Below are 23,132 nucleotides of genomic sequence, written 5' to 3'. Positions count from 1 at the left end.
AATAGAAAATGAAGGAGTGAGATGTGATGGATCTTGCGGCGATCGGTGTGTTTATAGTGGCAGCCACGGCGCTGCTCATCGTCCCCGGACTGGCAGTATTGTACATCATGGCTAGGAGCATGAGCCAAGGAACGAAAGCAGGGGTTGTATCGGTGCTCGGCGTAGCTTTTGGGGGCGCTGTCCATGTTATCCTTGGAGCCGTGGGCGTTTCCGCGATTTTGATGACATCGGCGGCTGCCTTTACGATGATCAAATATTTAGGAGCCGTTTATCTTATCTATTTGGGAGGCAAAACGTTATTTTTTGCTTCCACCAAGGATGAGGAAATCCCGAACACGAAGGCCAAGGAGAAAACATTGGCGCAAGTGTTTTACGAATCTCTATTTGTCGAAGTGACCAATCCAAAAACAGCGCTCTTTTTTCTTGCCTTTTTTCCCCAATTTATTTCGCCTTCTGCTGGATCGGTGGCTGGTCAATTTTTGCTTTTGGGGGCGATATTTGTTGTTCTCGCCTTGCTGAATGACAGCTTGTATGCCATGTTGGCCGCGGGCATCCGCAAACGGCTGGCTGCCAAGAAAGGAAGTGTGAAGGTAATGAACCGGGTGGCGGGCTGTTGTTATATCTTGTTAGGACTATTCTCCGCATTGGCGAACCCTTCGAAACCGTAAGGAAATGGAGGAGTGAATGATGACACGTTTTGTTGTTGAAGACGATGTTTGGGCCATATTTCCCCATGCCAAAATCGGTGTGGTCGTTGCCCAAGGGATTGACAACAGCATCAAGAATGCCAGTGTTTACGAACAAATGCTGCGGGAGGCGGAGAAAGAGGCACGGAAATTCCTAGAGTTTGAAGAGTTGAGCCGCAACCCCGTCATCAGTGTTTGGCGAGAGGCATTTCACTAAACAAGAAAAGCGGATGGAGGTTTTCCCCATCCGCTTAGCGGTAATTCACAAACTGCACGTCAATCGGCAAATCGGCTTCGCGAATGGCGGCAATCACCTTTTGCAAGTCGTCTTTGCTTTTGCCGCTGACGCGGATTTGGTCGTCCTGCACTTGGCTTTTCACTTTCAAGCCGGTGTTTTTGATGATCGTGTTGATTTTTTTCGCATTTTCTTTGTCGATCCCTTGGACGAGCTTGGCGCGCTGGCGCACCGTGCCGCCTGAGGCCGGCTCGATTTTGCCGTATTGGATGTTTTTCGTCGCCACCCCGCGCTTAATGAGCTTGCCGATGAGCACATCTTTCAGCTGCTCAAGCTTAAACTCGTCGTCAGAGATGAGAACGAGCTCGTCTTTCTCGAGCGAAATGTCGCTTTTGCTTCCTTTGAAGTCATAGCGCGTCTTGATTTCTTTCATGGCGATGTTGATGGCGTTGGCCACTTCCGCCAAATCGACTTTCGATACGATATCGAACGAACTTTCTTTCGACATAGGCGACCTCCCGGGCGTGTGATGTACTTTCATTATAGAAAATGATGGGTGGGAAGGCAACTATAAGGAAAGGACTAGGCCTAGCGATGGGAATAATAATGTGGAAATGAAGGGAGACAACACAAAAAAAGCGGCGATCGAGCCGCCTTTCGTTCTATGTCTATCATAAATGATCCGTCTTCTTCGAATACGCGAACTTCCCGGCTTCGCGGTTTTTCTCGCGCATCATGTTTTTCTCATGGCGCTTCGCTTGGTTGTCGCGCGCTTTTTTGTCGTTGTCGCTTGTGTTTGGCATCGGCAGCCCTCCTTTGTTTCGATCGTTCATCAATAGTATGCGGCAACTAGAAATGAACTATATGGAAATAGGGGAAGGTAGTTTGTGGAAAGATAAATGGAGAATTTTTCTTCACAAATGGTTCGCCACAGAGTATAATGAAGTACAAAAATAGAGATAAATGTTTGTAATATGGTAAATATAGGTGTTTAACGATCATTTTTTATCTAAAATGTTTGCAAAGGGGGATGGAAAATGAAACGAAAACCGTTTGTCCCCTTCAAGCTTCCTCTTAGCGAAGATGTCGTGAATCAAATGCGTTTTCTTCGCGAATTGATCGAAGCGAATAAGGCGATGGTGGAGTATCAAACGATGCTGCGGCATTCAAAGCTGCATCCGCGATTTCTGCTCAGACCGATCATGCTGAAGGAGGCGGTGCAGTCGACGAAAATTGAAGGGACACAAGTGACATTGGATGAAGTGATGGAGACTGAAGCACAAAGCAGAAAAGCGAACAGCGATGTGCGAGAAGCCTTAAATTATTATGAAGCATTAGTAGCAGGAATGGATGCGCTGAAAGAAATTCCTATTTCAACTCGGTTGTTTAAGCAGTTGCATCGAATTTTGTTGTCAAACGACGTACGCGGATCCCATCGATCGCCAGGGGAATTCCGAAGGGTGCAAAATTTCCTCGGTCCTGAAGGATGCACGATTGAAACCGCCACTTACATTCCTCCGGAGCCGCATCTTGTCAATGAGTATATGTCAAATTTAGAGAAATACATTCATGAACCGAATGATGATTATGATGAATTGGTGAGAGTAGCCATTATTCATGCGCAGTTTGAAACGATTCATCCGTTTCTGGACGGAAACGGTCGGATTGGGAGAATTTTGATCCCACTCTATTTGTATAGCAAGGGTGTCATCGATTACCCGAACTTTTTTGTCAGCGATGTGCTGGAACGGGATAAGCACAAGTATTACCGCTACTTGAATGATACCCGCTACAAAGGAGACTGGACGCAATGGATTCAGTTTTTCTTGCAATGCGTCCATTTACAAGCAAAACAAAATGTCCGATTGATTCAAAAAGTAAACGATTTGTATGAAGAAGATTTGGAAAAGGCGAGCGCGCTTGTGAACAGCCAGAATATTCGAACCGTTGTCAATGTCATGTTCCAGCATCCGATTTTTACCGCTAAGCAGATGGCGGCGTTGACTGGTTTGCCGGAAGCAACTGTTCGGCGCTATTTGAATCGGTTTGAGGAGCAGAAGCTCATTTTCTCGGATGGGCGGATGCGGTCCAAAACGTACTACTACTATAACCTTCTTGATCAACTTCGGTGATGAACACGGGCGCCTGTGTTGGGCAGGCGCCCGTGTCTCGTCCGGCGGGAAAGGCGTCAGATCTCAATATATTTGTTCAGAAAAAAGAGGGCAATCGTCCCCGGCCCAGCGTGGGCGCCGATGGCGCTGCCGATGTCAGAGAGGAAAAAGCGCGTGCAGCCGTGCGTTTCTTCGATCATCCGCTTCAGTTCAAGCGCCGTTTCTTCATCATCCGCGTGGCTGATGCCGATCGTTTGCTTTTGCAGGTCGTCGCCGCGCTCGCCCATCAACTCGACCATGCGTTTCAACACTTTTTTCCGCCCGCGCAGCTTCTCAAGTGGGACAAGCGCGCCGTCTTCGACATGGAGAAGCGGCTTGATGTTGAGCAAGCCCCCGAAGGCCGCCGCGGCTTTACTGATGCGTCCGCCGCGCGCGAGGTAGTCCAAGTTGTCGACGGTGAAAATGTGCTCCATATGGCGGCAGTACGATTCGATCGTTTCACAAAGCAAATTGTACGGCGTGTTTCGCTCCGCCAGCTCGACCGCTTTCATGACGGCGAGCCCTTGGCCGAGCGAGGCGCACTTCGAATCGATGATCGTCAGGCGAAACTCCGGGTATTCATCAAGCAGCTCGCTGCGGACGGCCATCGCTGTCTGGTATGTACCGGATAATTTTGAAGAAAAGGCGATGTACAAACAAGGCCGGTTTTCTTTGGCGTATGGCAAAAACAGCTCCTTCATCGCCAGCGGGCTTGGCTGTGCGGTTCTCACGACATCTCCGCCGCGCATGGTATCATACACTTGTTTTGGTTCAATCGTCACGCCGTCTTCATAGTCTTGGCCGTTCCAATGGACGACAAGCGGCAAAAACGCGATACGGTGCTCGCGAATGTACGACTGCGGCAAATCCGCCCCGCTGTCGGTGATGATTTGAATGGACATATCCGTTCCCTCCTTAGGCGGGATGAATGACGGTTCATAGGTTTAGTGTATCGATTTTGGCGGGGAAACACAATATGGAAGGAAAAGAAGATGAATCAAAACGAAGGCTGCGGATGGCCCGCAGCCTTTCATTGGGTGATTTGATCAAGCTCAGCTTGAAATTGACGCAACTGCGCTTTTTCTGCCGTGTTGGAATGCGCGTACGCGGATGACAAGGCGTTTTTGGCGATGGCAACAGCGCGCTCGACGCTCATGTCGATCTCGCCGCTTTTGGCTTGTTTCGCCTGCGCGACTGCTTTGCGCGCCTCTTGAAATAGACGATTGCCCATCGTTACGCGCCTCCAAGCGACGTTTCCACCGCTTTTTCCGCTTTGCGCGCTTCCGCCTCGGCGTATGTCAAGTGATAAGGGATTCGCTTGTCATGCCGTTCAACCGCATCGACGCTTTGTTGGACGAAACGCTTCGATTTGTTTCGTTTGCCCATGACCGATTCCCCCTTTAAAAAGTTGAAGACGCGCGTTGCGTCATGTATAGTGTAACCGCGGCCAGGGAACAGTAGTAAGGAAATTCGTTACAGCCGCCCATCTGTTGGCGTCAAACGGCAGGAAAGGGCTGTTTGGGCCGCGGCGTTGATCTACAAGCGCAGAACATCTCGTAAATAGCGGCCGATGCCGTCTTCTTCATTGCTTGCCGCAACGTCGTCGGCCACCGCTTTCAACGGATCAATGGCGTTGCCCATAGCGACGCCCAGTCCAGCCCAGTCGATCATTTCGAGATCGTTGTCCTCGTCGCCAAAGGCGATGACGCGCTCCCTCGGGATGCCGAAGTAGTCGGCGACTTGTTTTAAACCCGCTGCCTTGTGGACGCCATGGCGGATGATTTCAATGACATGCCACGGTTCGCTCCAGCGCCGGTGGTGCACGACGTTGGCGTACACATTCGCTAAATGTGATTGAATCCGCTCGATATGATCATCGTCCGTGTACACGAGCACGCTCGTCGGGTCTTTGCCAAGCGAACGGCGCAAATCGCCGATTTTCACGGTCGGGTTGCCGAGGCGGACGATGTCAAGCAAGACGTCGTCATGTTCGTGAAAATAGACGTCGTCCATCACTTCCGCCAAAATGTTTTTGATTCGGTACGTTTCCCCTAGCTCGACAATGTCTTTGACGACGGAAAGCGGCAGCGGGGAATGGCGCACGCCCCACGACGGCTGGCGGGGGTGATGGACAAACGCGCCGTTGAAGTTGACGATCGGCGTTGTAAGTCCGAGTTCCTCATAATACATACGGCTTGCCCGGTACGGGCGGCCGGTGGCGATGACGACGAGATGGCCAGCGTCGATGGCGCGGTGGATGATGTCTTTCGTGAACGGTGAAATCGTTTTGTCCTCTTTCAGCAGCGTTCCGTCTAAATCCAGCGCGATCAAATATCGTTTCATGCTCGACTCCTTTGCTTGATGATTGTTTCCACTTCATAGTGTAACTCTTTTCCAAAATCGCTGTCTATATGGTACACTATACAGCGATGGAAAAAGACAGAAGGGGTTTGGACTGCCATGGTCATTGTTGAAACAGAACGGCTGGCTGATGTGCCGGTGCTTCATGTTGTCAAGCCGGAAAAGCGGGACGCACGGCTGCCGCTCATTTTCTTTATTCACGGCTTTACAAGCGCGAAAGAGCATAATTTGCATTTCGGCTACTTGCTTGCCGAGGCAGGCTATCGCGTTGTGCTTCCCGACGCGCTGTTTCACGGCGAGCGGGACGAAGGTTTGAGCGAGCGGAAATTGCAGCTGTCGTTTTGGGACATTGTCGTGCGCACGATCACCGAAATCGAGGAGATGAAAAACGACCTTGTCAGCCGCGGGCTGGCTGACCAAGAACGGATTGGGCTCGCTGGGACATCGATGGGCGGCATCGTCACATTCGGCGCGCTCGCCGTCTATCCGTGGGTGAAGGCGGCGGTGGCGCTTATGGGCTGCCCGAACTACAGCGCCTTTTTTGACGCGATGATGGAAGAAGCGAAGCGGCGTCAGATCGACATCCCGATGCCGCCGACGCTGTTGGCGCTTGAAAGAGAAAAGCTCGCTCGCTACGATTTATCCAAGCAGCCGGAAACACTCGCCGGGCGGCCGTTGTTCATCTGGCACGGGAAAGCCGACCAAGTCGTCCCGTATAGTTATACATATGAATTTTACCAGCAAATTAAGCCGCTTTATGAAGGAAACGAAGACCGGCTGCAATTCATCGCCGACCCGCACGCCGGCCATAAAGTGACGCGCGAGGCGTTTTTGGAAACGGTGCGCTGGTTTCGCGAGCATGTGTAAGCGATGGCGACGACGGTGGACACATGGACAAGGCAAATGGAAGTCAGTCTCCCAACACGAAATCCGCCTTTCGAAAGATGGCGGATTTTTCGTTTGCGCACATTTCTCATTCAAATGAATATTTGAATATAGGAAGGAAATATGCTATTCTATATTCAAACAAATATTTGAATGTTAGCGGGGAGCGGGAAGAAATGCATCGCGATGATGTTTGCGACATTTACTGTTATGACGAAGAGAAGGTCGAGCGGGTTCAGCGGCGGCTTCGCGATGAACCCATTGCCGAGATTGTCCCTTTTTTTAAGGCGCTTGCCGATGAAAACCGAGCCAAAATCGTGTATGCGCTTTGCGAGGAAGAGGAGCTGTGCGTCTGTGACCTCGCGAACGTGATCGGGGCGACGGTGGCGACGGCATCGCATCATTTGCGCATCTTGTATAAACAAGGAATTGTGAAATATCGAAAAGAGGGGAAACTTGCCTTTTATTCGTTGGATGATGATCATATCCGCGAGCTGCTGCTTGTCGCGCTCGCCCATCAGAAAGAGGGGGACGGCTGTGGGGAATGAACAGGTGTTGGACCAACTGCAAGCAAAAACGTACCGGGTGCAAGGGTTAACGTGCACAAACTGTGCCGCTAAGTTTGAGCAAAACGTGAAATCCCTGCCTGGCGTGAAAGAGGCGAAAGTGAATTTCGGCGCCGCCAAGCTCACCGTTTGGGGCGAAGCCACCATTGATGAGCTGGAACAGGCGGGAGCGTTTGAACAATTGACCATTCGTGAAGAACGTGAACGACCGGCCAGGCAGGAGCCGTTTTGGAAGAAGAAGGAGAATTGGAATGTCTACATTGCCGCCGCGTTGCTGGCTGTTGGCTGGGCGGCATCGGCGGCGGGCAGCGGCTGGTTGGCGGTGGCTGCCTATGTCGCCGCGATCGTGATCGGCGGCTATTCGCTGTTTCGGACCGGGCTTCGCAATCTGCTTCGCTGGCAGTTTGACATGAAGACGTTAATGACGATCGCCATTCTTGGCGCGGCGGCGATCGGGGAATGGCAGGAAGGGGCGGTTGTTGTCATTTTGTTCGCCATCAGCGAAGCGCTTGAGCGCTATTCGATGGATCGGGCGCGGCGGTCGATTGCCTCTTTGATGGAGATGGCGCCTGTGGAGGCGACGATCCGGCACGGCGCCGAGGAAATAACCGTGCCGGTCGAGGACGTTCGCGTCGGGGATGTCATGATCGTCAAACCAGGGGAGAAAATCGCCTTGGACGGCGTTGTGGTGAATGGTGCATCAACGGTCCATGAGGCGGCGATCACCGGCGAAAGCTTGCCGGCAGAAAAAGCGCCTGGTGCTGCGGTGTTTGCCGGGACGCTGAATGGAGAAGGATTCCTCGAAGTTGAAGTGACAAAGCAGGCGGATGAGACGACATTGGCGAAAATGGTCGACCTCGTCGAAGAGGCGCAAGCGGAGCGGGCTCCGATGCAAGCGTTCATCGACCGGTTCGCCCGCTATTATACGCCAGTGATTATCGCAGTCGCGCTTCTGATCGCCATCGTGCCGCCGCTTGTGATGGGCGGCGAGTGGCTCGATTGGGTGTATCGCGGTCTTGCCGTTCTTGTCATCGGCTGCCCGTGCGCGCTTGTCATCTCCACTCCGGTGGCGATTGTGACGGCCATTGGAAGCGCGGCCCGGCGCGGCGTGCTCATTAAAGGCGGCGTCTATCTCGAGCAAATCGGCCGGCTGCGGGCTGTTGCTTTTGACAAAACCGGGACATTGACGAAAGGGGAACCGGCCGTGACCGATGTCGTCGTGTATGAAGGAACACGTGAGCGGCTGTTGGCCATCGCCGCCGCCATCGAAAAACGGTCGCAGCACCCTTTGGCTTCGGCTATCGTCCGCCGGGCGGAAGAAGAGGGGACGCTGTTTCTCGACGTGCCGGTTGGCGAGTTTCAGTCATTGACCGGCCAAGGGGTGAAGGCTGTTGTCGGAAGCGAAACATACTACATCGGCAGCCCGGCCTTGTTCACCAGCTTGATCGGTGAGTTGCCGGATGAAGTAGAACAACAAATCGTTGCTTTCCGCAATGAAGGAAAAACGGTAATGGCCATCGGCACGGCCGATCGGCTGTTGGGGCTTGTCGCCGCGGCCGATCCACTGCGGCCGTCCGCTCCGGACACGGTCGCCGCGCTGCGGCGCCTTGGCGTGGCGGAAGTGGCGATGGTGACGGGCGACCACGAGCAAACCGCACAGGCCGTCGGCCATCAAGCGGGCGTATCGGACATTCGCGCCGGATTGCTTCCGGAACAGAAGCTTTCGGCGATTCGCGAGCTGAAACAACGTTATGGCATAACGGCCATGGTCGGCGACGGGGTGAACGACGCCCCTGCCTTGGCCGCGGCCGATGTCGGCGTGGCGATGGGCGGAGCGGGGACGGATGCCGCTTTGGAGACAGCGGATGTCGTGCTCATGGCCGATGACTTGCGCCAGCTTCCGTACACGATCCGCCTTGGAAGCCGAACGCTTGCCATTGTTAAACAAAACATCGCCTTCGCCTTAGGGCTCAAAGTGCTGGCGCTCGCCGCCGCCATTCCGGGATGGCTCACCCTTTGGCTTGCACTGTTCGCCGACATGGGCGCGACGCTGTTGGTGACACTGAACAGCATGCGCCTGTTACGGGTGAAGGAATGAGAGGAGGAAGAAGCGAACGCCCCGTTTTCCGCCCCTTTTCCAACTTAGGAAGGAGGGGATTTGTCTTCCTTTGTGGGAATGTATGGAAAATAGAGGTCTTTCTGACAACGAGAGGCGGTATAATGAAGGGGAGAACAGCAAAGCGGATTCGGTCGAATGTTTGCGATGGCGGCTGTTAAACGTTTTGGCCTGTTCAGGAAAATCATGGGGAAGAGGGGGCGTCATGAAGGGATCTCGAGAAGAAGAGAGGCATGAAACGCAACGGACAGAAGAGATTCAACGGATGGACGACCGGGTGTTTTCGCCGACCGAACAGGTGGATCGGATCGCCGCGGGAGGGCCGATGAAGCGGGAAGCTCTCGATTGGCGAGGATTTCCCCGGTGGATTCGATATGTCGGATGCATCGCCTTGGCCTTTTTGGTCATCGTTCCTTTGATGGCATGGTTGTGGAATGTGTTGCTTGAATAGCCGATCAAACGCCAACCGGAGAATTGGAGCAAGAAAGACACGGAATCATGTTCACTTCCGTGTCTTTTTCGTTTTGCGCTGTTTCATTCGTCCTCCATCCCTAACGCGTGCAAATAGTGGCGCAAGCTTTCTTCGACACATGCGGCGATCAGTTGAATGAACGGAGTGGCCTCGCCTTCGACGCTCGCTTTTTCCAGCGCTTCGTAATACTTCCGGCGCTGCTCTGGATTTGTTTTCACAATAGCGGGCGGATAGCCATGCTGCATGAAAATGAAATTCATCAGTAAGCGGGTGGTTCGTCCGTTTCCGTCAGCAAATGGATGAATGGATACGAGCTGAAAATGGAAACGAGCCGCCAGTTCGATTGGATGAAGAGCATATTGATTCGTTTCATACCAAGAAAACAATCGATTCATTCCCTAGAGGCAAAGGGCGCAACGCATCCAACCGTTGTTTCAGCTCGTCGATTTTGGCAAACATCGCTCTCACCTCTTGGTATATGATTCGCGGCCTCGATTCGTTTTTCTTTTGAATAGCCCAGTGACGGTTCTCGTTTTTTCATTATACAAAAAATAAGGAGCGGGGGAGTGTCTCGCGCCGCAGAACAGCGAAAAACCGCCCGCCCAACGCGGGCGAACGGCGAAAAAGGGATGGGGACCGTTTCAGGAAAAATGCCCAAGCTGCCGGAGCGCTTCTTCGCTCATCCGCTCCGGCGTCCATGGTGGGTTCCATGTCACTTGCACACGCACGTCGCGGACGCCGTCGATTTGTTCGAGCGCCCGTTTGACGCCGCCGGCGATCGAGTCGTGAAGCGGGCAGCCCGGGGTCGTGAGCGTCATCAGGACATCGATCTGGCCGCCTGCGATTTTTAAGTCATAAATCAATCCTAAATCGACAACGTTAATGCCAAGCTCCGGATCTATGACCGTTTTCAGCTGTTGCATGGCAAGTTCGCGGACATCCATCGTTTTTTTCCTCCTCATTCGCTTATTTTCGGAAAACTGCTAACATCGTGCCGGCAAAGGCGATGCTTAATCCAGCCAGCAGCGTTTGAGCGACGGCCAACAGCGGCACGCTCGCGACAGCAAGCGCCACGGCCGCCAGCGAGAGGGCGGCAAGCCATAGGCGGCATTGAACGGCGACGGCCCGCTCGTTCATCATTTGCTTTAACGTCGGCACGTGTTGTTGGCCGACTTTTTCGCTGTAGCGGTGCGTCCACCATAAAAACGGCACGATTTTAAACAAATAGCCGATGATGCTAAATACGATCCAGCCAACAATGAATAGATACACAATGATGCCAAGCCACCGTCCGCTGCCGACAACAATGGCGGCAAAGGCGGCAACGTGCAGCGCAAGGCCGATGGCCACCGCCGCCAAGGAAAATCGGAACGGGCGGTCAAGCGTTTTTTTCATCCGCTTTTGCAAAATGGCGCGGATATGCGAGGCGAAAACAACGAATCCGCTCATGAGCAAGGCTGCACCGGCTGCAAGCCATGCGTGGCTTCGCAAGAATAAGCTGGCGAACGCCGCCGCAATCCCGCTGATGTACAGCGCATAGACGTAGCGCGCCGGCCGCATCGAAAAGCTGTGAGCGAGCGAAAACATCGGCGCCATTTTGTACGAAAAGCCCATAATGAGCAGCGTAAACCAGCCGCACAGCCCGAACAGCACGTGCAGCCCGAACACCGCTTCGTGGTGGTTGGCGCCCGTGGCGGCGAAAAAGTGAAAGGCAAGCAATGCCCCGGCGGCGCCCGTCAGCAGCAAAAACAACAGCGATGTGGCGACAAACAGCGTCATGACGGTTTTCGTTTCTTGTTGTCTCAACGTCATCGCCATTTGCCAGACAAATAGCACGATGCCAAAAAGCAGAAGCAAGCCTGGGAGGAACGCTCGCTTTGGCGCCGCCGCCAGGCTCACGGCAAACGCAACGATGCCGACGGCTGTCACGGCAAACTGCCAAAAACCGAGCCGCTCGCTCCAAATCGGTGTCAAAAAGGCGACGGGAACGAGCTGGTACATCGCCCCCATGGCCGTCATTAAGGCGAACCCAAGCAAGCCGAGGTGGGCCGCCGCCCAGACGAGCGGCAGCCGGAACGCGCCGCTGCTAAGGGCAGGAACGGCCCAAAGCAGCAAAAGCTGCGAGGCGGCGAACGCCAACACGGCGAACATGATAAACGAAAACGGCAGACGGACGTCTGTTTCCGTCCCCGTGCGAGTAGGAAACACGCTGCTCATCCTTTCGTAATGCGGATTTCAAAGCTTCCGTCTTCGCGTGCGACCGTCTCGTGTTGGTAACCGAGCTCGTCAAGCTGTTCGTACAAAAACATCGGGCGGCGGTCGTTAATGATCGTCAGCGTCTCCCCAGGATTCAGCTTCGCGAGGGCAGCGAGCGTCCGCATCATCGGCTGCGGCGGCTCGAGTCCGCGGTTATCGAGGATCATCGGTCATCCCCCCTGCTTCACAAACGTTACTTTCCAATGTTTTTTTTCGATTTGTTCCACTTCATACGTAAATCCTTTCGCTTTCATAATCGGAAACAACGGCAGCGGCTTGAATGGAGCGTGCAAAATGAACGTATCACCCGGTTTGAGCGGCTTGATGGCGTTCATAATTTTTTCAAACGGCTCCCGCTTTTGCCGCAAATCTTCGCGTACATCGAGTTCAATCGTTGTGGCCATCCACATTCCCTCCTTTTTGCTATTATGATAATCATTTTCATTGTTGAATGTTGTGATATAGCTCACAACCCCGCGGTCGGAACACGATGTGCCTACCACCGGCTCGAAAAAGATGGATGGTTTGTTCTGAATGTGCGATGTCCAATCATTTCCTCGCCATCTGGCTCTCAAGTGGGGGCAAGAGCGGCATTCATCCCCATTTCCATGATGAGCCGCATTTTAGACAAAAGGGGATTAGAAAAAGATTTCGCGCTCAAGCCCCTCCTGATCGATCAAATAAAAGCCGTGTTCATCGACATCAATCAGCCCTTTTCGTTTCAGCTGGCTCAACGTGCGGCTCACCGTTTCCCGGGCGGTGCCGATCATGTTGGCCAGCTCGCGGTTCGTCACATGGGCGGTGAGACGGTGCCATTTCCCTTGTTTGACGGCGTTCGTGCGCGTCAACCGCAATAAGAGAAGCACGATTTGTTCGTACGTATTATGGAGCACTTGCGCCTCAAGCCGGTTTTGCAAGTCGACGATTTTTTCGCCCATGACGCGGAACAGTTTCATGCATAGCTCAGGACTGGCCATCAGCACTTGTTCGAAATCGTGGATCGGGATCGCGATTAATGTCGCTTCTTCGACCACCTCGGCGTGGGCCGGATAGGTGCCTTTCAAGAAAAAGCCGGCGTGCGGAAACATTTCTCCCGTCTGCAAAATCGAGACGATTTGTTCTTTTCCGCTTAAGTCGGTTTTGTAAATTTTCACCGTGCCCGAATGAATGAAATAGACGCGCTCGAGCGGGTCGCCTTGCATAAAGACGAACGTCCGCGGTTTGTAGACGCGCACGTGGGAAATGGCGATGAGCGAGTCGAGCTCGTAATCGGACAATTCGCGAAACAACGGAACGGATTTTAAGCGATCTTTCATCCAATGGTTCGCCATGGCGTTCTCTCCTTTGGAAATGTGACAAACGTGTGGCAGCTGCCAATGGGGCATCGATGCTTTTTCTTTTTTGAAAAACCGCGCCGTTCGGCGCCTTCTGCCTTCATTGTATAAATTCTCACATGTTGAAGCTGTGATATAAATCATAGTCGACATTTGCCCCGGCTCACAAACCGTCCTCGGTTCAGCACGCTACAATGGGGGCGAACAAACGAGAAGGAGGTTGTCTCATATGGAAGTTCATCGATCCGTTCGCCCCAACATGCGGCCGGGGCGGCAAACGACCAACAGTTTTCTCAAGTCGATTCTCGTTTTCACCATTTTGATTAGCTTTACCGTCCTGCTTGTCGGCGGGTATTGGATTTTTAAAGAAATGGCGCCGAGGCCGAAGGAAGTGCGCAGTGAAGACGGCAAAGTGCTGATGACGAAAGAAACGATTATCGGCGGGCAGGCCGTCTTCCAAAAATACGGGCTGATGGATTACGGCACCGTGCTTGGCCACGGGTCGTATATGGGGCCGGACTATACGGCGGAAGCGCTCAAAATTTACACGGAAGGCATGCAAGACTACAAGGCAAAAGAGAAATACAACAAACCGTTTTCCGAGTTAACAGCTGATGAGAAAGCAGTCATTCGCGAACAAGTCATCAACGAAATGCGGAAAAACCGCTACAACCCGGTTACGGATGTTCTCGTCCTGACGGATGCGCAAGTATACGGGTTGGAAAAAGTGCGCGACTACTACCGCGATGTCTTCACAAATGGCGACGGCTGGGGATTGAAAAAAGGATTAATTAAAGAAGCGGATATGCCCAAAGCGGATCGCGCTTGGGTCGCCGAGGGCGATCAAATCAGGCAAATTGCCGACTTTTTCTTCTGGACGGCTTGGCTGTCGAGCACGCCAAGACTTGGAGACAAGATCACATACACGAACAACTGGCCGTACTATGAAGACGCCGGCAATACGATGTCGTTTTCCGCGGTATGGTGGAGCGGCGCGAGCGTCACGATTTTGATTTTGTTCATCGGGATCATTTTGTACGTGTTCCACCGCTATCAGTTAAGCATGCAAGAAGCGTATGCAGAAGGGAAGTTTCCGGTCATCGACTTGCGGCGGCAGCCGCTCACCGCTTCGCAAGTGAAAGCGGGTAAATATTTCGTTGTCGTCGCGGCACTGTTCTTCGTGCAAACGATGTTCGGGGCGTTGCTCGCCCACTATTACACCGAGCCGGACAGTTTCTTTGGCATCAAATGGATTCATGACTTGTTGCCGTTTAACATCGCCAAAGGGTATCACTTGCAGCTGGCGATTTTCTGGATTGCGACCGCTTGGCTTGGCATGGGGATTTTCATCGCGCCGCTTGTCGGCGGGCAAGAGCCGAAAAAGCAAGGGCTGCTTGTGGATCTGCTCTTCTGGGCGCTTGTCGTCCTTGTCGGCGGCAGCACGATCGGCCAATGGCTTGGCGTCAACGGCTATTTAGGAAACGAATGGTTCCTGTTTGGCCACCAAGGTTGGGAATACATTGAGCTGGGACGCGTTTGGCAAATCGTTTTAGTCGTGGGCATGCTCCTTTGGTTGTTTATCGTCTTCCGCGGCGTCAAGCGCGGGCTGAAGCAAGAACGCGACAAAGGCGGGCTCATCCACTTGCTGTTTTACTCGGCCATCGCCGTTCCGTTCTTTTACATCTTCGCGTTCTTTATCCAACCGGACACAAACTTTACGATGGCGGATTTTTGGCGTTGGTGGATCATCCACTTATGGGTCGAAGGCATTTTTGAAGTGTTTGCCGTTGTCGTCATCGGGTTTTTGCTTGTACAAATGAGGCTGGTGACGAAAACATCGACGGTCAGAGCGCTGTACTTCCAATTTACGATTTTGTTGGGCAGCGGTGTGATCGGCATCGGCCACCACTATTATTACAACGGTTCGCCGGAAATTTGGATCGCTCTTGGCGCGGTGTTCTCGGCGCTCGAGGTCATTCCGCTTACGCTCCTTATTTTAGAAGCGTACGAACAATATAAAATGATGCGCGACGGCGGGGTCAGCTTTCCGTATAAAGCGACGTTCTGGTTCTTAATTTCGACCGCCATTTGGAACTTGGTCGGCGCCGGGGTGCTCGGCTTCCTCATCAACTTGCCGGCGGTCAGCTACTTTGAACATGGGCAATTTTTAACGCCGACCCACGGACACGCGGCGATGATGGGTGTGTACGGCATGTTTGCGATTGCCGTGCTCCTTTACTCGCTTCGCAACATCGTCAAACCGGAAGCGTGGAACGACAAATGGCTGAAGTTCTCATGCTGGATGCTGAACATCGGCCTGGCTGGCATGGTGCTCATCACGCTTCTCCCGGTGGGGATATTGCAAATCAAAGAAGCGTTTGAACACGGCTATTGGGCGTCCCGTTCGCCTTCGTTCTTGCAACAAGACGTCGTACAAAATTTGCTGCTTGTCCGCTTCGTTCCGGATACGATCTTCTTAATCGGCGTCGCCGCCTTGCTTGTCTTTGCCATCAAAGCGATGTTCCATTTGCGCAAGCCAACTCACGGCGAAGGGGAAGAGCTGCCGGTGGCGAATTTGGCGGAGGAAGAATAACCAAAACGGGGCTGGCCCAAATCGCGAATGCGTTTTGGGATTCGCCCCGTTTTTTATACTGAAGAGAATCGTTCGTTTTCTGGCAGAATAGAGTCGCCATAGCCACTATCACCGGAAAAAGAGTGGTTCTTTTATGACACATCATCATACTTTTGAAGAGTGTACCATGGATAACCTCACGTGGCCACCAATATCATTCCAGTGGATCATATGGCTCATGTAGTTTACGAAATGGTCGAACGCATTCCGATGGAGATGTTTCTTCTACTATAAAGGCGGCCGCACCTCAGAAAGGCAAGGAGAGATGCTTCCTCCTTGCTCATGTTGTCTTAATAAGACGAATGCTGGAAATTGCCGCTTCTTGTTCAATCGAACGCCTAGAAAGAAGGTCTAAAATCCGTTCGTGCTTTTCCATGGTTTGTTCTATTTTCTTAACGATTTCATTTGTTTCAAGCACTGCTTGCTGGACGAGAACAAACTCTTGCTTCGTGACCATATTGGCTTTGACATGATCTAATTCTTTCATTAGGTTGTTCTTTACGTCCTCAAGCTCCTGTTTGGTGGCCATGTTGGCTTTGATCTCTTCAAGTTCTTGCTTGGTGGCCATGTTGGCTTTGATCTCTTCAAGTTCTTGCTTGGTAGCCATGTTGGCTTTGATCTCTTCAAGTTCTTGCTTGGTGGCCATGCTGGCTTTAATGTCTTCAAGTTCTTGCTTGGTGGCCATGCTGGCTTTAATGTCTTCAAGTTCTTGCTTGGTGGCCATGCTGGCTTTGATCTCTTCAAGTTCTTGCTTGGTAGCCATGTTGGCTTTAATGTCTTCAAGTTCTTGCTTGGTGGCCATGCTGGCTTTAATGTCTTCAAGTTCTTGCTTGGTGGCCATGTTAGCTTTAATATCTTCTAGTTCTTTTGAGAAGCTTTGTTTTACTTTTTCGAGCTCCTGTTTGGTGGCCATGTTGGCTCTGATGTCTTCGAACTCTTTTGTGAAACTATGCTTCACTTCTTCAAGTTCTTGTTTCGTTGCCATGTTGGTTTTAATACCCTCAAGCTCTGTTGTGAAGTTTTGCTTCACTTCTTTGAGTTCCTGTTTCGTTGCCATATTTGTTTTGATATCGCTTACTTCATGTTCGATCATTTGGAGCTTGTCCAAAATTTGGTTCAATATCGCTTCCAAGGAAAATCCTCCCTTCTACTAAGATATATAGTAGCCCTGAAAGAAAAAGCGTGTGGTGGTGAATCGCTCCTTTCTTTTGAGAACTGGGGAAACGAGCGTGTAGAGTAAGTGGTTGAGGAAAGGGATGGGATTGTAGCGCAGAACAAACGAGGATCATCGTTTCCCATTCATATTATAAATGATTTGTAGAAATTTGAACATCACGTTTTGTGTCATTGTCGCTTTACGTCCATCTAGGAAGAGTGCGTTTTAGCCCGTACGGTCATGTTAACCCCGACAGCAGCATTGTTTTGACGAAAATCGAACTTCCTTTATTAAGGTGAAACATGGGATTTAGTCGGAATCGTTCATGATCAATACACGATTTCATCAAGAAAGAGCTGACACCAAAAGTCCGCTTTTTAGCGGATTTTTGGGTCAGCCCCCTTCATTTGTGAGCGTTTTCAATCACTTGTGGCATTTATCTGGCGTGGCGTGTTCGGTTTCCTTTTGCTTGTCATGGCACGGAAAGCAGTACAATGTTTCGGTGTCTCGACTGACGACGCCGTTTAAAAACCCATGCAGACAATGGATCGGCTTGCCGCATTGCGCGCAAAAGCCAACAAGTTCTTCCAACCGCCATTTCTCCTTTCGTGGGGATTGAACATGTTCACCTTCGGGCTGTGATGCTCGTCACTACCGCCCAAGGTTCAAGCGGTTATGATAAAGTATATAATTCATTATACTACAAAGGAGGCCAATGTTATGAACCAATTTGCCGCCAAAATCCACGCCCCGGACTATCCGCCGCGCGACCGCCATCCGGCAATTTTTCGGCTGTTTGACAGTTTGAAGCCGGGGGAAGTGATGGAGCTTGTCAACGACCATGACCCACGTCCGTTGCAATACCAATTTATGATGGAGCGTCCGGATCAGTTTACGTGGGAGTACTTAGAGGAAGGGCCGGACGTCTGGCGGGTGGCGATCGGGAAAAAATAAATGAACTGTTTCATCGGGATTTCCGTCTGTAGGCGGAAATCTTTTTTTTCGCCGGTTGGTATGGTACGGTAAAAACAAACGATGGATGTCCGGAAAGGGGAAGCATGATGAAACAAACGATTGCTGGAGCGGTGCTCGCCGGCGGCCAGTCGCGCCGGTTCGGGCGGCCGAAGGCGTTCGCGCTGCACGAAGGCGCTCCGTTTTTCACTTGGTCGGTCGCGGCACTGCGATCTGTCGCCGATGAATTGTACATCGTCAGCCACCCGTCGCTTGTCGATGAATTTCGCCGCCAAACGGATATCCCGGTGCTGCTCGATGTCGAGCGCTGCCGCGGCTGTGGGCCGCTGGCCGGCCTTTACACCGTCATGGAACAGAGCCGAGCCGACTGGGTGTTCGTCCTGCCATGCGACATGCCGTACATGCGGCGGGAAGTGGCGGAGCGGCTTGCTTCCTATATCGATCCGATGTTTGACGCCATCGTTCCGCTCCATGGCGGCCGCCCTGAACCGTTAGTTGCTTTATACCACCGTCGGCTTCGTTCCGTGATCGCCGAGCTGCTTGACGCCGGCGAACGGCGGATGTCGTCGCTCTTTGACCGCGCCCGCGTCCGCTGGGTGGATGCCGAGCAGCTTGCCGCAGATGGAGACGTATGGCGCAATGTCAATACGGAGGAAGAGTACCAGTGAAGGGGAGATTGTGGCCGAAGCAGACACAGCATACACCTTTTTCCAATCAGAAGAGCCGTCCTTGAACATGGGATGGTTCTGTCGCCTGAATTGCCGCCACCAAACGTGGTTACTCGAGCAATCCGAGCCTAAACGCTTTTCCGACTGCTCCCGCTCGTGATTTGACGCGAAGTTTTCGCAAAATGGAAGACACGTGGTGTTCCACGGTTCGTTTGCTGATGTTCAGTTGTTCGCCGATTTCGCTGTTTGTTTTGTCTCTAGCAATGAGATCGAGAACGGCCAATTCCATGTCGGTCAAGGGCGAGCCGTCATGGAAAGCAAGATCGGCCGGAAACGATTTCACTCCGCGATAGCTTTCCCGAATGGCGTGAATCAGGGTTTCGGCAGAGTCGCATTTGGATACAAAGGCATAGGCGCCTGCTTCGTGGACGGCATGTACATATTCTGTATTGTCATCCCCCGATAACATGACCACTTTGCTTGCGGGGAATTGTGATGAGATGTTCTTTATCCAAATGAGGTTGTTTTCCCTTTGGCTCGGAGCATCGATGACAATGATATCAGGCTGGAAGTCGGCGATATCCTTCTCTAGTTCGGTTGGAGAGAAGACGGCTCCCACTACTTCCATGTCGGGCTCGCGTTCCAAAAGCTGACGGATGCCATCCATGACAAGGCCATGATCCCCTATGATCAAAATGTTGATTTTCACCATCGTTTCTCCCCCTCCCTCTGTAAAACGCAGCGAGCAGCCACGCATTTGGTTGGAACACGCGTTGCAGTGAAAAATGGAGTTTTACAGGGGATAAGTGATGTGCTGTTTTGATCTATGAGGCCATTTTTCTCAACTTCATTCGTTAAAATTTTACAATATCAATCAATCTCTGTAAACGAAATTTCAAAAATAGGTATTTTCCGCAATGAAATTTGCGGAAAATACGGATGTTTTTTTAATGTTATTTTGGTACAGTAAGGGTGAAGCCGGCCGGTGATCTCTGAAATAATGAGGAGGATGATGCTCAATGAAGAAGAAATTTGCCGTGCTTGCTTTAGCAGCAGGGCTTCTTGCCGCAGGAGGAGTAGCTCAGGCGGGAACGAAGTATGATGATTATGACGTGATTGTTCCAAGATTCAATGATAATGCGTTTACTCCTCAACAAACCAAATCGACGACCGGCGCGTCAGCAGATTTGAAAGTATCGATACTGGGGAAAGCACTGGATGCAAGAGTGTATTCTTATAGCGGAGGAACTGGACCTTGGGTCCGTATCGAAACGGTTGGGGGACCATTCAAACTGCCTAATTCGATCAAAGCAGGCAAGGATGCGAGAGTGGAGTTTAGCTCGGATCTTACTCAATTAGTAGATGTCAGGGTAAAAGGGGAGTGGAGAAGCAATTGATTTATCATGAGAATGGACCAAACCGTTTGGATAGTCCATTCTCTTTCAACATGAAAACAAGCTTGGGAAAGGGTGTAAAACATGTTGGGGCATCAAGTGAAAGTGGAATTTGTGAGAGTCTTTACGTGGCGTCAGTGCATTGTTTGGGCTGCATTGGTGTTGGTTCTGCCTGTCATCCAATTTATGCTAATCAAGGATGGCTACGTTTACTATAGGCAATTGGATCTTTTTCTCCGCTTGAATTCGAATTTTGTGCCGCTGTTGTTTCCCATTATCATGGTTCTTGTGTATTCGATTTCCTTCCCAAGTGAACAAAAAAACCATTTTATCCCATATGTGCGTATCCGCATCCCTTTGACGACTTACTTCTTGAGCAAATTGATCGTCAATGCGATTCTATCTTTTTTGATTGCCTTTTTGATCGTATTCGTCCCTTTTATATTTTCTATGTATATTGAACCTTATTTAGGAATTGTTCGTTTCTATCCAACTAATGGGAATCCTATCCCTTATACAACGTTTGAGCAGTTGCTTGTCCTTGGCACGCTGCCATATGGAGTTCTTTACTCACTATGGGTAGGGCTGAATGGAATGATGTATGCGACAATGGGATTATTGCTCGTCATGATTTTAGAGAAGCCTTTTATAGCGCTTTCCATTCCATTTGTTTATTACTTGTTGGGAAACTTTATTACTCAAGTTTTGGGGTATGACCAATTTTCCCCTACTTTTACGATTTTTCCTTTCAGTATATCGCAACAACCTTTATGGACAGTATTCGTGCCATTCCTCTTCTTATGTTTTGTGGTGATGGTATTGATGTTCTATTTAAAGGAAAGGTTGCATAAGCACCATGACTAGGGTAGTAAACAAATGGAAGGATTTTGTGGATGAACTATTGGCATTCAAATGGATTCTCTTCGGAGTAGTGATTTACATATATGGATTAAGTGCTAAAGAGCATATGTATGTTGCTTCGTTGCAAACAAAATTATTGTTGAATAAATGGGATTTGTTGCATAAGTTTTTTGGTGATATTTACCTTATCTTATATTTTATCTTGCCGGTCTTTCTATACCGTTCTATTTCAATTATGATGTCTGATTTTGATTATGCAGTTTTGATACGGTTGGGTTCTTATCGAAGTTGGGTGTATGCGACACTAGTTCGATTGATTCAAAGTGCCAGCATATCGATAATCGTTTGGGGAGCAGTGAGCCTCGTTTTGTCAATCGGCGCCCCTTCTTTTGCTGGCTGGAGTCCGTTTAGTAGGCTGAATGCTTCTCTAAGCGAAACGCAAATATTGCAAAAATTTATAAACAGTCCCATTTTAGCGTTGGTGTTGCATTTAGCTTTGTTTGTTTTCAGTGTCAGTTGTATTCACCTTGTTTTGGCCATCCTTTATGTAAAGTGGAAAAACAAGGGCATTGTCGTGTTTGTCGCGGTGTTCATATGGGTGTATGGCGTAGTGTCATTTAAACTTCTTTCTCCTCATTCCTTGTTTAATTTGTGCCATTACTTGATTTTGCATTCGGGGGTTGCTCAGTTCAGCAATATATGGGGATCTTTTGCGATGGTTATAGGATGGATGATCCTGCTCATATGGATTGTCAATCGACTGGATTTGAATGTGAAAGGGTACAATTGGAAATATACCGCTTTTATTGTCTTGGTTGTCCTAGCATTATGGTCTGGAATGCGAGAGAACGTGGGACAAACTGTTTGGGACCAGTTTCTTTTCATGTTTATAGGCGGTTCCAGACAAGCGTTTTATTTCAAGTCGTTTTTATGTTATTGGGTTCTTTATTTTGGGGTCATCTATTTGGTCCAATTGCATTTGCAGACGGAATTGTCGGAAATGGGGTATTACAAGTTAGTGCGTTATCAGTCTATCAGCCGATGGTTTTGGGCGTGGTATCATAAGATCATGCTATACATTGGATTATATTTATTCGCTTTAGCATTGCTCGCTTTGTTCATTTTGTCGTTGAAACGTTTTTCTTTTGATTTCCATGTTTCTATTGACCGTTCAGTTACATTGCTTGATATGTTTTATCATTTTTTTGTCAACGGCTACCTTCAAGTTTCGTTTTATGTCCTATTTGTGTTTCTGATCTCTTGGCTGAGCAAAGAAACGTTTTATAGTTTCGTAGGGATCGCTATACTTTCATTTTTTATGTTCCCGGGTCTTAATAACCGGGGGATTATTCCATCTGGATTGAATAGCATGGCGTATTTATTGACAAATGATTCGATTTACCGCATCAGCACCGTTCTATTCTTATGGAATGTTTTCGCCATTGTTTTCTTGCTGTATGTCTTTTCCAAACAAGATCTCGATTTCTAAAAAGGAGTGAGTAAGTTGCCGCATATCCTGTTAGATCAAGTCAGTAAATCATTTAAAGGAGCAACGATTTTTGAAAACGTGAATTTTGCAGTGGAAAAGGGGAAAATTTATGGAATTATTGGTCCTAACGGTTCAGGAAAGTCTGTCTTATTCAAACTAATATGTGGATTTCTATTCCCTGATCACGGTAGGGTGATCGTGGACGGGGAAGAGTTGGGGGTCAATAAACGGTTTCCCAGTGATTTTGGAATTATCATTGATCGGCCTGGATATATAGCGGGAAAGACAGGGTTTGATAATCTAAAAGCATTGGCTCTCATTCGAAACAAAATCAGTGATGACAAAATAAAGCAAACGATGAGGTTGGTCGGTTTAGATCCAGAATCGACGCAAAAGGTCAAACATTACTCACTTGGAATGAAACAAAAGCTTGCTATTGCTCAAGCCATTATGGAAGATCAACAAACGCTTATTTTAGATGAACCATTCAATGCTTTAGATGCTGACAGCGTTGAAAATATCCGAAACTTGCTTCGGAAATTCAAGGAAGAAGGGAGGACGATTTTGCTCACTAGCCATAATCAAGAGGATATTGATGTTCTTTGCGATGAAGTGTACAGGATCAACCGTTTCAAACTTGAAAAAGTAAAGAAATAAGCTCTACAGGGCTGGTGATTTAGTGGAAAATGCTGCTGATCCCAGCCATTTTTCAATTTGCGAAGAATGGTGAAATCCGCTGTTTTTTGATGAAAGGCCGCTCATAGATGCGTGAAAGCTATCAGATTTTTAAATGTTCCATAGTCCGATGACGTCTATGAATGATAATCGAATTTGAAAATAATCGATCGTTTGATTGAGAACGTTTTTTCATCTGTTCTGAGCAAGATGAGAGTTTTCTT

At 50.0% G+C, this 23,132-nt stretch carries 27 protein-coding genes and 2 pseudogenes; 14 read left to right on the top strand and 15 right to left on the bottom strand.

The window, feature by feature from the left end; translation table 11 throughout:
• Positions 1–26: 26 nt before the first annotated feature.
• Both B9L19_RS14715 and B9L19_RS14710 read left to right on the top strand, forming a co-directional pair.
• On the top strand, positions 27–668 hold the full coding sequence (locus B9L19_RS14715) for a LysE family translocator (protein WP_089113967.1): 642 nt from the start codon (positions 27–29) through the stop codon (positions 666–668).
• A gap of 19 nt (positions 669–687) precedes the next feature.
• Positions 688–897: pseudogene (locus tag B9L19_RS14710) on the top strand (B3/B4 domain-containing protein); the annotation flags it as partial.
• A gap of 40 nt (positions 898–937) precedes the next feature.
• Here the strand turns inward: B9L19_RS14710 and B9L19_RS14705 are convergent.
• Entirely contained in the window at positions 938–1,429 is a 492-nt protein-coding gene (locus tag B9L19_RS14705; RefSeq protein WP_020958869.1) for a YajQ family cyclic di-GMP-binding protein, read from the bottom strand.
• Between the two features lie 163 nt (positions 1,430–1,592).
• Positions 1,593–1,724, bottom strand: coding sequence for a DUF3941 domain-containing protein (locus B9L19_RS14700; protein ID WP_008879040.1), 132 nt, complete (start codon positions 1,722–1,724; stop codon positions 1,593–1,595).
• A 234-nt stretch (positions 1,725–1,958) separates the two neighbouring features.
• Between B9L19_RS14700 and B9L19_RS14695 the strand changes: the two genes are divergently transcribed.
• Positions 1,959–3,053, top strand: coding sequence for a Fic family protein (locus B9L19_RS14695; RefSeq protein WP_025948433.1), 1,095 nt, complete (start codon positions 1,959–1,961; stop codon positions 3,051–3,053).
• 56 nt (positions 3,054–3,109) lie between these two features.
• Here B9L19_RS14695 and B9L19_RS14690 read toward each other — a convergent pair whose 3' ends face one another.
• The 4 genes from B9L19_RS14690 to B9L19_RS14680 all read right to left on the bottom strand — a co-directional run bounded on the left by B9L19_RS14690 (position 3,110) and on the right by B9L19_RS14680 (position 5,414).
• A complete protein-coding gene (locus B9L19_RS14690; RefSeq protein WP_025948432.1) occupies positions 3,110–3,973 on the bottom strand; it encodes a DegV family protein in 864 nt (287 codons plus the stop codon).
• Between the two features lie 128 nt (positions 3,974–4,101).
• Positions 4,102–4,302 (bottom strand): DUF3813 domain-containing protein, encoded by a 201-nt coding sequence (locus tag B9L19_RS14685; protein WP_047753552.1) that lies wholly within the window; start codon positions 4,300–4,302, stop codon positions 4,102–4,104.
• 2 nt (positions 4,303–4,304) lie between these two features.
• Positions 4,305–4,457, bottom strand: a complete 153-nt coding sequence (locus B9L19_RS19110) for a hypothetical protein (RefSeq protein ID WP_015374103.1) — start codon at positions 4,455–4,457, stop codon at positions 4,305–4,307.
• A 150-nt stretch (positions 4,458–4,607) separates the two neighbouring features.
• Positions 4,608–5,414, bottom strand: coding sequence for a Cof-type HAD-IIB family hydrolase (locus tag B9L19_RS14680; RefSeq protein ID WP_025948430.1), 807 nt, complete (start codon positions 5,412–5,414; stop codon positions 4,608–4,610).
• A 117-nt stretch (positions 5,415–5,531) separates the two neighbouring features.
• On the opposite strand from B9L19_RS14680, the gene B9L19_RS14675 reads away from it, so the two are divergent.
• The 4 genes from B9L19_RS14675 (at position 5,532) to B9L19_RS14660 (ending at position 9,450) form a co-directional block, all read left to right on the top strand.
• A complete protein-coding gene (locus B9L19_RS14675; protein ID WP_025948429.1) occupies positions 5,532–6,299 on the top strand; it encodes an alpha/beta fold hydrolase in 768 nt (255 codons plus the stop codon).
• Positions 6,300–6,493: 194 nt separating this feature from the next.
• Positions 6,494–6,865: an ArsR/SmtB family transcription factor gene (locus B9L19_RS14670; protein ID WP_047753551.1), complete on the top strand. Its 372-nt coding sequence runs from the start codon at positions 6,494–6,496 to the stop codon at positions 6,863–6,865.
• Positions 6,855–8,981 carry a heavy metal translocating P-type ATPase gene (locus B9L19_RS14665; RefSeq protein WP_047753550.1) on the top strand — a complete coding sequence of 709 codons (2,127 nt, stop codon included), beginning with the start codon at positions 6,855–6,857 and terminating at the stop codon, positions 8,979–8,981. Before B9L19_RS14670 ends, B9L19_RS14665 begins: the two co-directional genes overlap by 11 nt.
• Before the next feature lie 223 nt (positions 8,982–9,204).
• Complete coding sequence (locus B9L19_RS14660) at positions 9,205–9,450, top strand: hypothetical protein (RefSeq protein WP_025948426.1); 246 nt, start codon at positions 9,205–9,207, stop codon at positions 9,448–9,450.
• 83 nt (positions 9,451–9,533) lie between these two features.
• On the opposite strand, the pseudogene B9L19_RS14655 reads toward B9L19_RS14660, so the two are convergent.
• From B9L19_RS14655 to B9L19_RS14630, 6 genes and pseudogenes are all read right to left on the bottom strand, one after another.
• Positions 9,534–9,866: pseudogene (locus B9L19_RS14655) on the bottom strand (Fic family protein); the annotation flags it as partial.
• A gap of 246 nt (positions 9,867–10,112) precedes the next feature.
• On the bottom strand, positions 10,113–10,415 hold the full coding sequence (locus B9L19_RS14650) for a metal-sulfur cluster assembly factor (RefSeq protein ID WP_047753549.1): 303 nt from the start codon (positions 10,413–10,415) through the stop codon (positions 10,113–10,115).
• 22 nt (positions 10,416–10,437) lie between these two features.
• Entirely contained in the window at positions 10,438–11,688 is a 1,251-nt protein-coding gene (locus B9L19_RS14645) for a membrane protein (protein WP_047753548.1), read from the bottom strand.
• The gene (locus B9L19_RS14640) at positions 11,685–11,894 is read right to left on the bottom strand and encodes a DUF2249 domain-containing protein (protein ID WP_047753547.1); all 210 of its coding nucleotides are present in this window, start codon (positions 11,892–11,894) and stop codon (positions 11,685–11,687) included. Before B9L19_RS14640 ends, B9L19_RS14645 begins: the two co-directional genes overlap by 4 nt.
• Before the next feature lie 3 nt (positions 11,895–11,897).
• A complete protein-coding gene (locus tag B9L19_RS14635; RefSeq protein ID WP_047753546.1) occupies positions 11,898–12,131 on the bottom strand; it encodes a DUF2249 domain-containing protein in 234 nt (77 codons plus the stop codon).
• 234 nt (positions 12,132–12,365) lie between these two features.
• Positions 12,366–13,058: a Crp/Fnr family transcriptional regulator gene (locus B9L19_RS14630; RefSeq protein WP_047753545.1), complete on the bottom strand. Its 693-nt coding sequence runs from the start codon at positions 13,056–13,058 to the stop codon at positions 12,366–12,368.
• Between the two features lie 232 nt (positions 13,059–13,290).
• Between B9L19_RS14630 and B9L19_RS14625 the strand changes: the two genes are divergently transcribed.
• A complete protein-coding gene (locus B9L19_RS14625) occupies positions 13,291–15,654 on the top strand; it encodes a nitric-oxide reductase large subunit (protein ID WP_047753544.1) in 2,364 nt (787 codons plus the stop codon).
• A gap of 319 nt (positions 15,655–15,973) precedes the next feature.
• Here B9L19_RS14625 and B9L19_RS14620 read toward each other — a convergent pair whose 3' ends face one another.
• Positions 15,974–16,825 (bottom strand): hypothetical protein, encoded by an 852-nt coding sequence (locus B9L19_RS14620; RefSeq protein WP_047753543.1) that lies wholly within the window; start codon positions 16,823–16,825, stop codon positions 15,974–15,976.
• 447 nt (positions 16,826–17,272) lie between these two features.
• On the bottom strand, positions 17,273–17,440 hold the full coding sequence (locus B9L19_RS19105; RefSeq protein ID WP_167372789.1) for a hypothetical protein: 168 nt from the start codon (positions 17,438–17,440) through the stop codon (positions 17,273–17,275).
• A 129-nt stretch (positions 17,441–17,569) separates the two neighbouring features.
• On the opposite strand from B9L19_RS19105, the gene B9L19_RS14610 reads away from it, so the two are divergent.
• The gene (locus B9L19_RS14610) at positions 17,570–17,803 is read left to right on the top strand and encodes a DUF2249 domain-containing protein (protein WP_025950040.1); all 234 of its coding nucleotides are present in this window, start codon (positions 17,570–17,572) and stop codon (positions 17,801–17,803) included.
• A 104-nt stretch (positions 17,804–17,907) separates the two neighbouring features.
• The gene (locus B9L19_RS14605) at positions 17,908–18,489 is read left to right on the top strand and encodes a molybdenum cofactor guanylyltransferase (RefSeq protein ID WP_033024221.1); all 582 of its coding nucleotides are present in this window, start codon (positions 17,908–17,910) and stop codon (positions 18,487–18,489) included.
• Between the two features lie 109 nt (positions 18,490–18,598).
• Here B9L19_RS14605 and B9L19_RS14600 read toward each other — a convergent pair whose 3' ends face one another.
• Positions 18,599–19,201, bottom strand: a complete 603-nt coding sequence (locus B9L19_RS14600; RefSeq protein WP_082131219.1) for a response regulator transcription factor — start codon at positions 19,199–19,201, stop codon at positions 18,599–18,601.
• A gap of 307 nt (positions 19,202–19,508) precedes the next feature.
• On the opposite strand from B9L19_RS14600, the gene B9L19_RS14595 reads away from it, so the two are divergent.
• The 4 genes from B9L19_RS14595 to B9L19_RS14580 all read left to right on the top strand — a co-directional run bounded on the left by B9L19_RS14595 (position 19,509) and on the right by B9L19_RS14580 (position 22,890).
• Positions 19,509–19,886, top strand: a complete 378-nt coding sequence (locus B9L19_RS14595) for a hypothetical protein (RefSeq protein ID WP_025950037.1) — start codon at positions 19,509–19,511, stop codon at positions 19,884–19,886.
• Positions 19,887–19,967: 81 nt separating this feature from the next.
• The gene (locus tag B9L19_RS14590) at positions 19,968–20,747 is read left to right on the top strand and encodes a hypothetical protein (RefSeq protein WP_020753631.1); all 780 of its coding nucleotides are present in this window, start codon (positions 19,968–19,970) and stop codon (positions 20,745–20,747) included.
• Positions 20,740–22,233 carry a hypothetical protein gene (locus tag B9L19_RS14585; protein WP_047753540.1) on the top strand — a complete coding sequence of 498 codons (1,494 nt, stop codon included), beginning with the start codon at positions 20,740–20,742 and terminating at the stop codon, positions 22,231–22,233. Before B9L19_RS14590 ends, B9L19_RS14585 begins: the two co-directional genes overlap by 8 nt.
• Positions 22,234–22,248: 15 nt before the next feature.
• Positions 22,249–22,890 (top strand): ABC transporter ATP-binding protein, encoded by a 642-nt coding sequence (locus B9L19_RS14580; RefSeq protein ID WP_025950035.1) that lies wholly within the window; start codon positions 22,249–22,251, stop codon positions 22,888–22,890.
• Positions 22,891–23,132 lie beyond the last annotated feature (242 nt).

The sequence above is a fragment of the Geobacillus thermocatenulatus genome, from assembly GCF_002217655.1.
GTDB classification, from domain to species: Bacteria; Bacillota; Bacilli; order Bacillales; family Anoxybacillaceae; genus Geobacillus; species Geobacillus thermocatenulatus.
The sequence above is the reverse complement of the archived record's forward strand: the minus strand, read 5'-3'. Positions and strand labels throughout refer to the sequence as shown.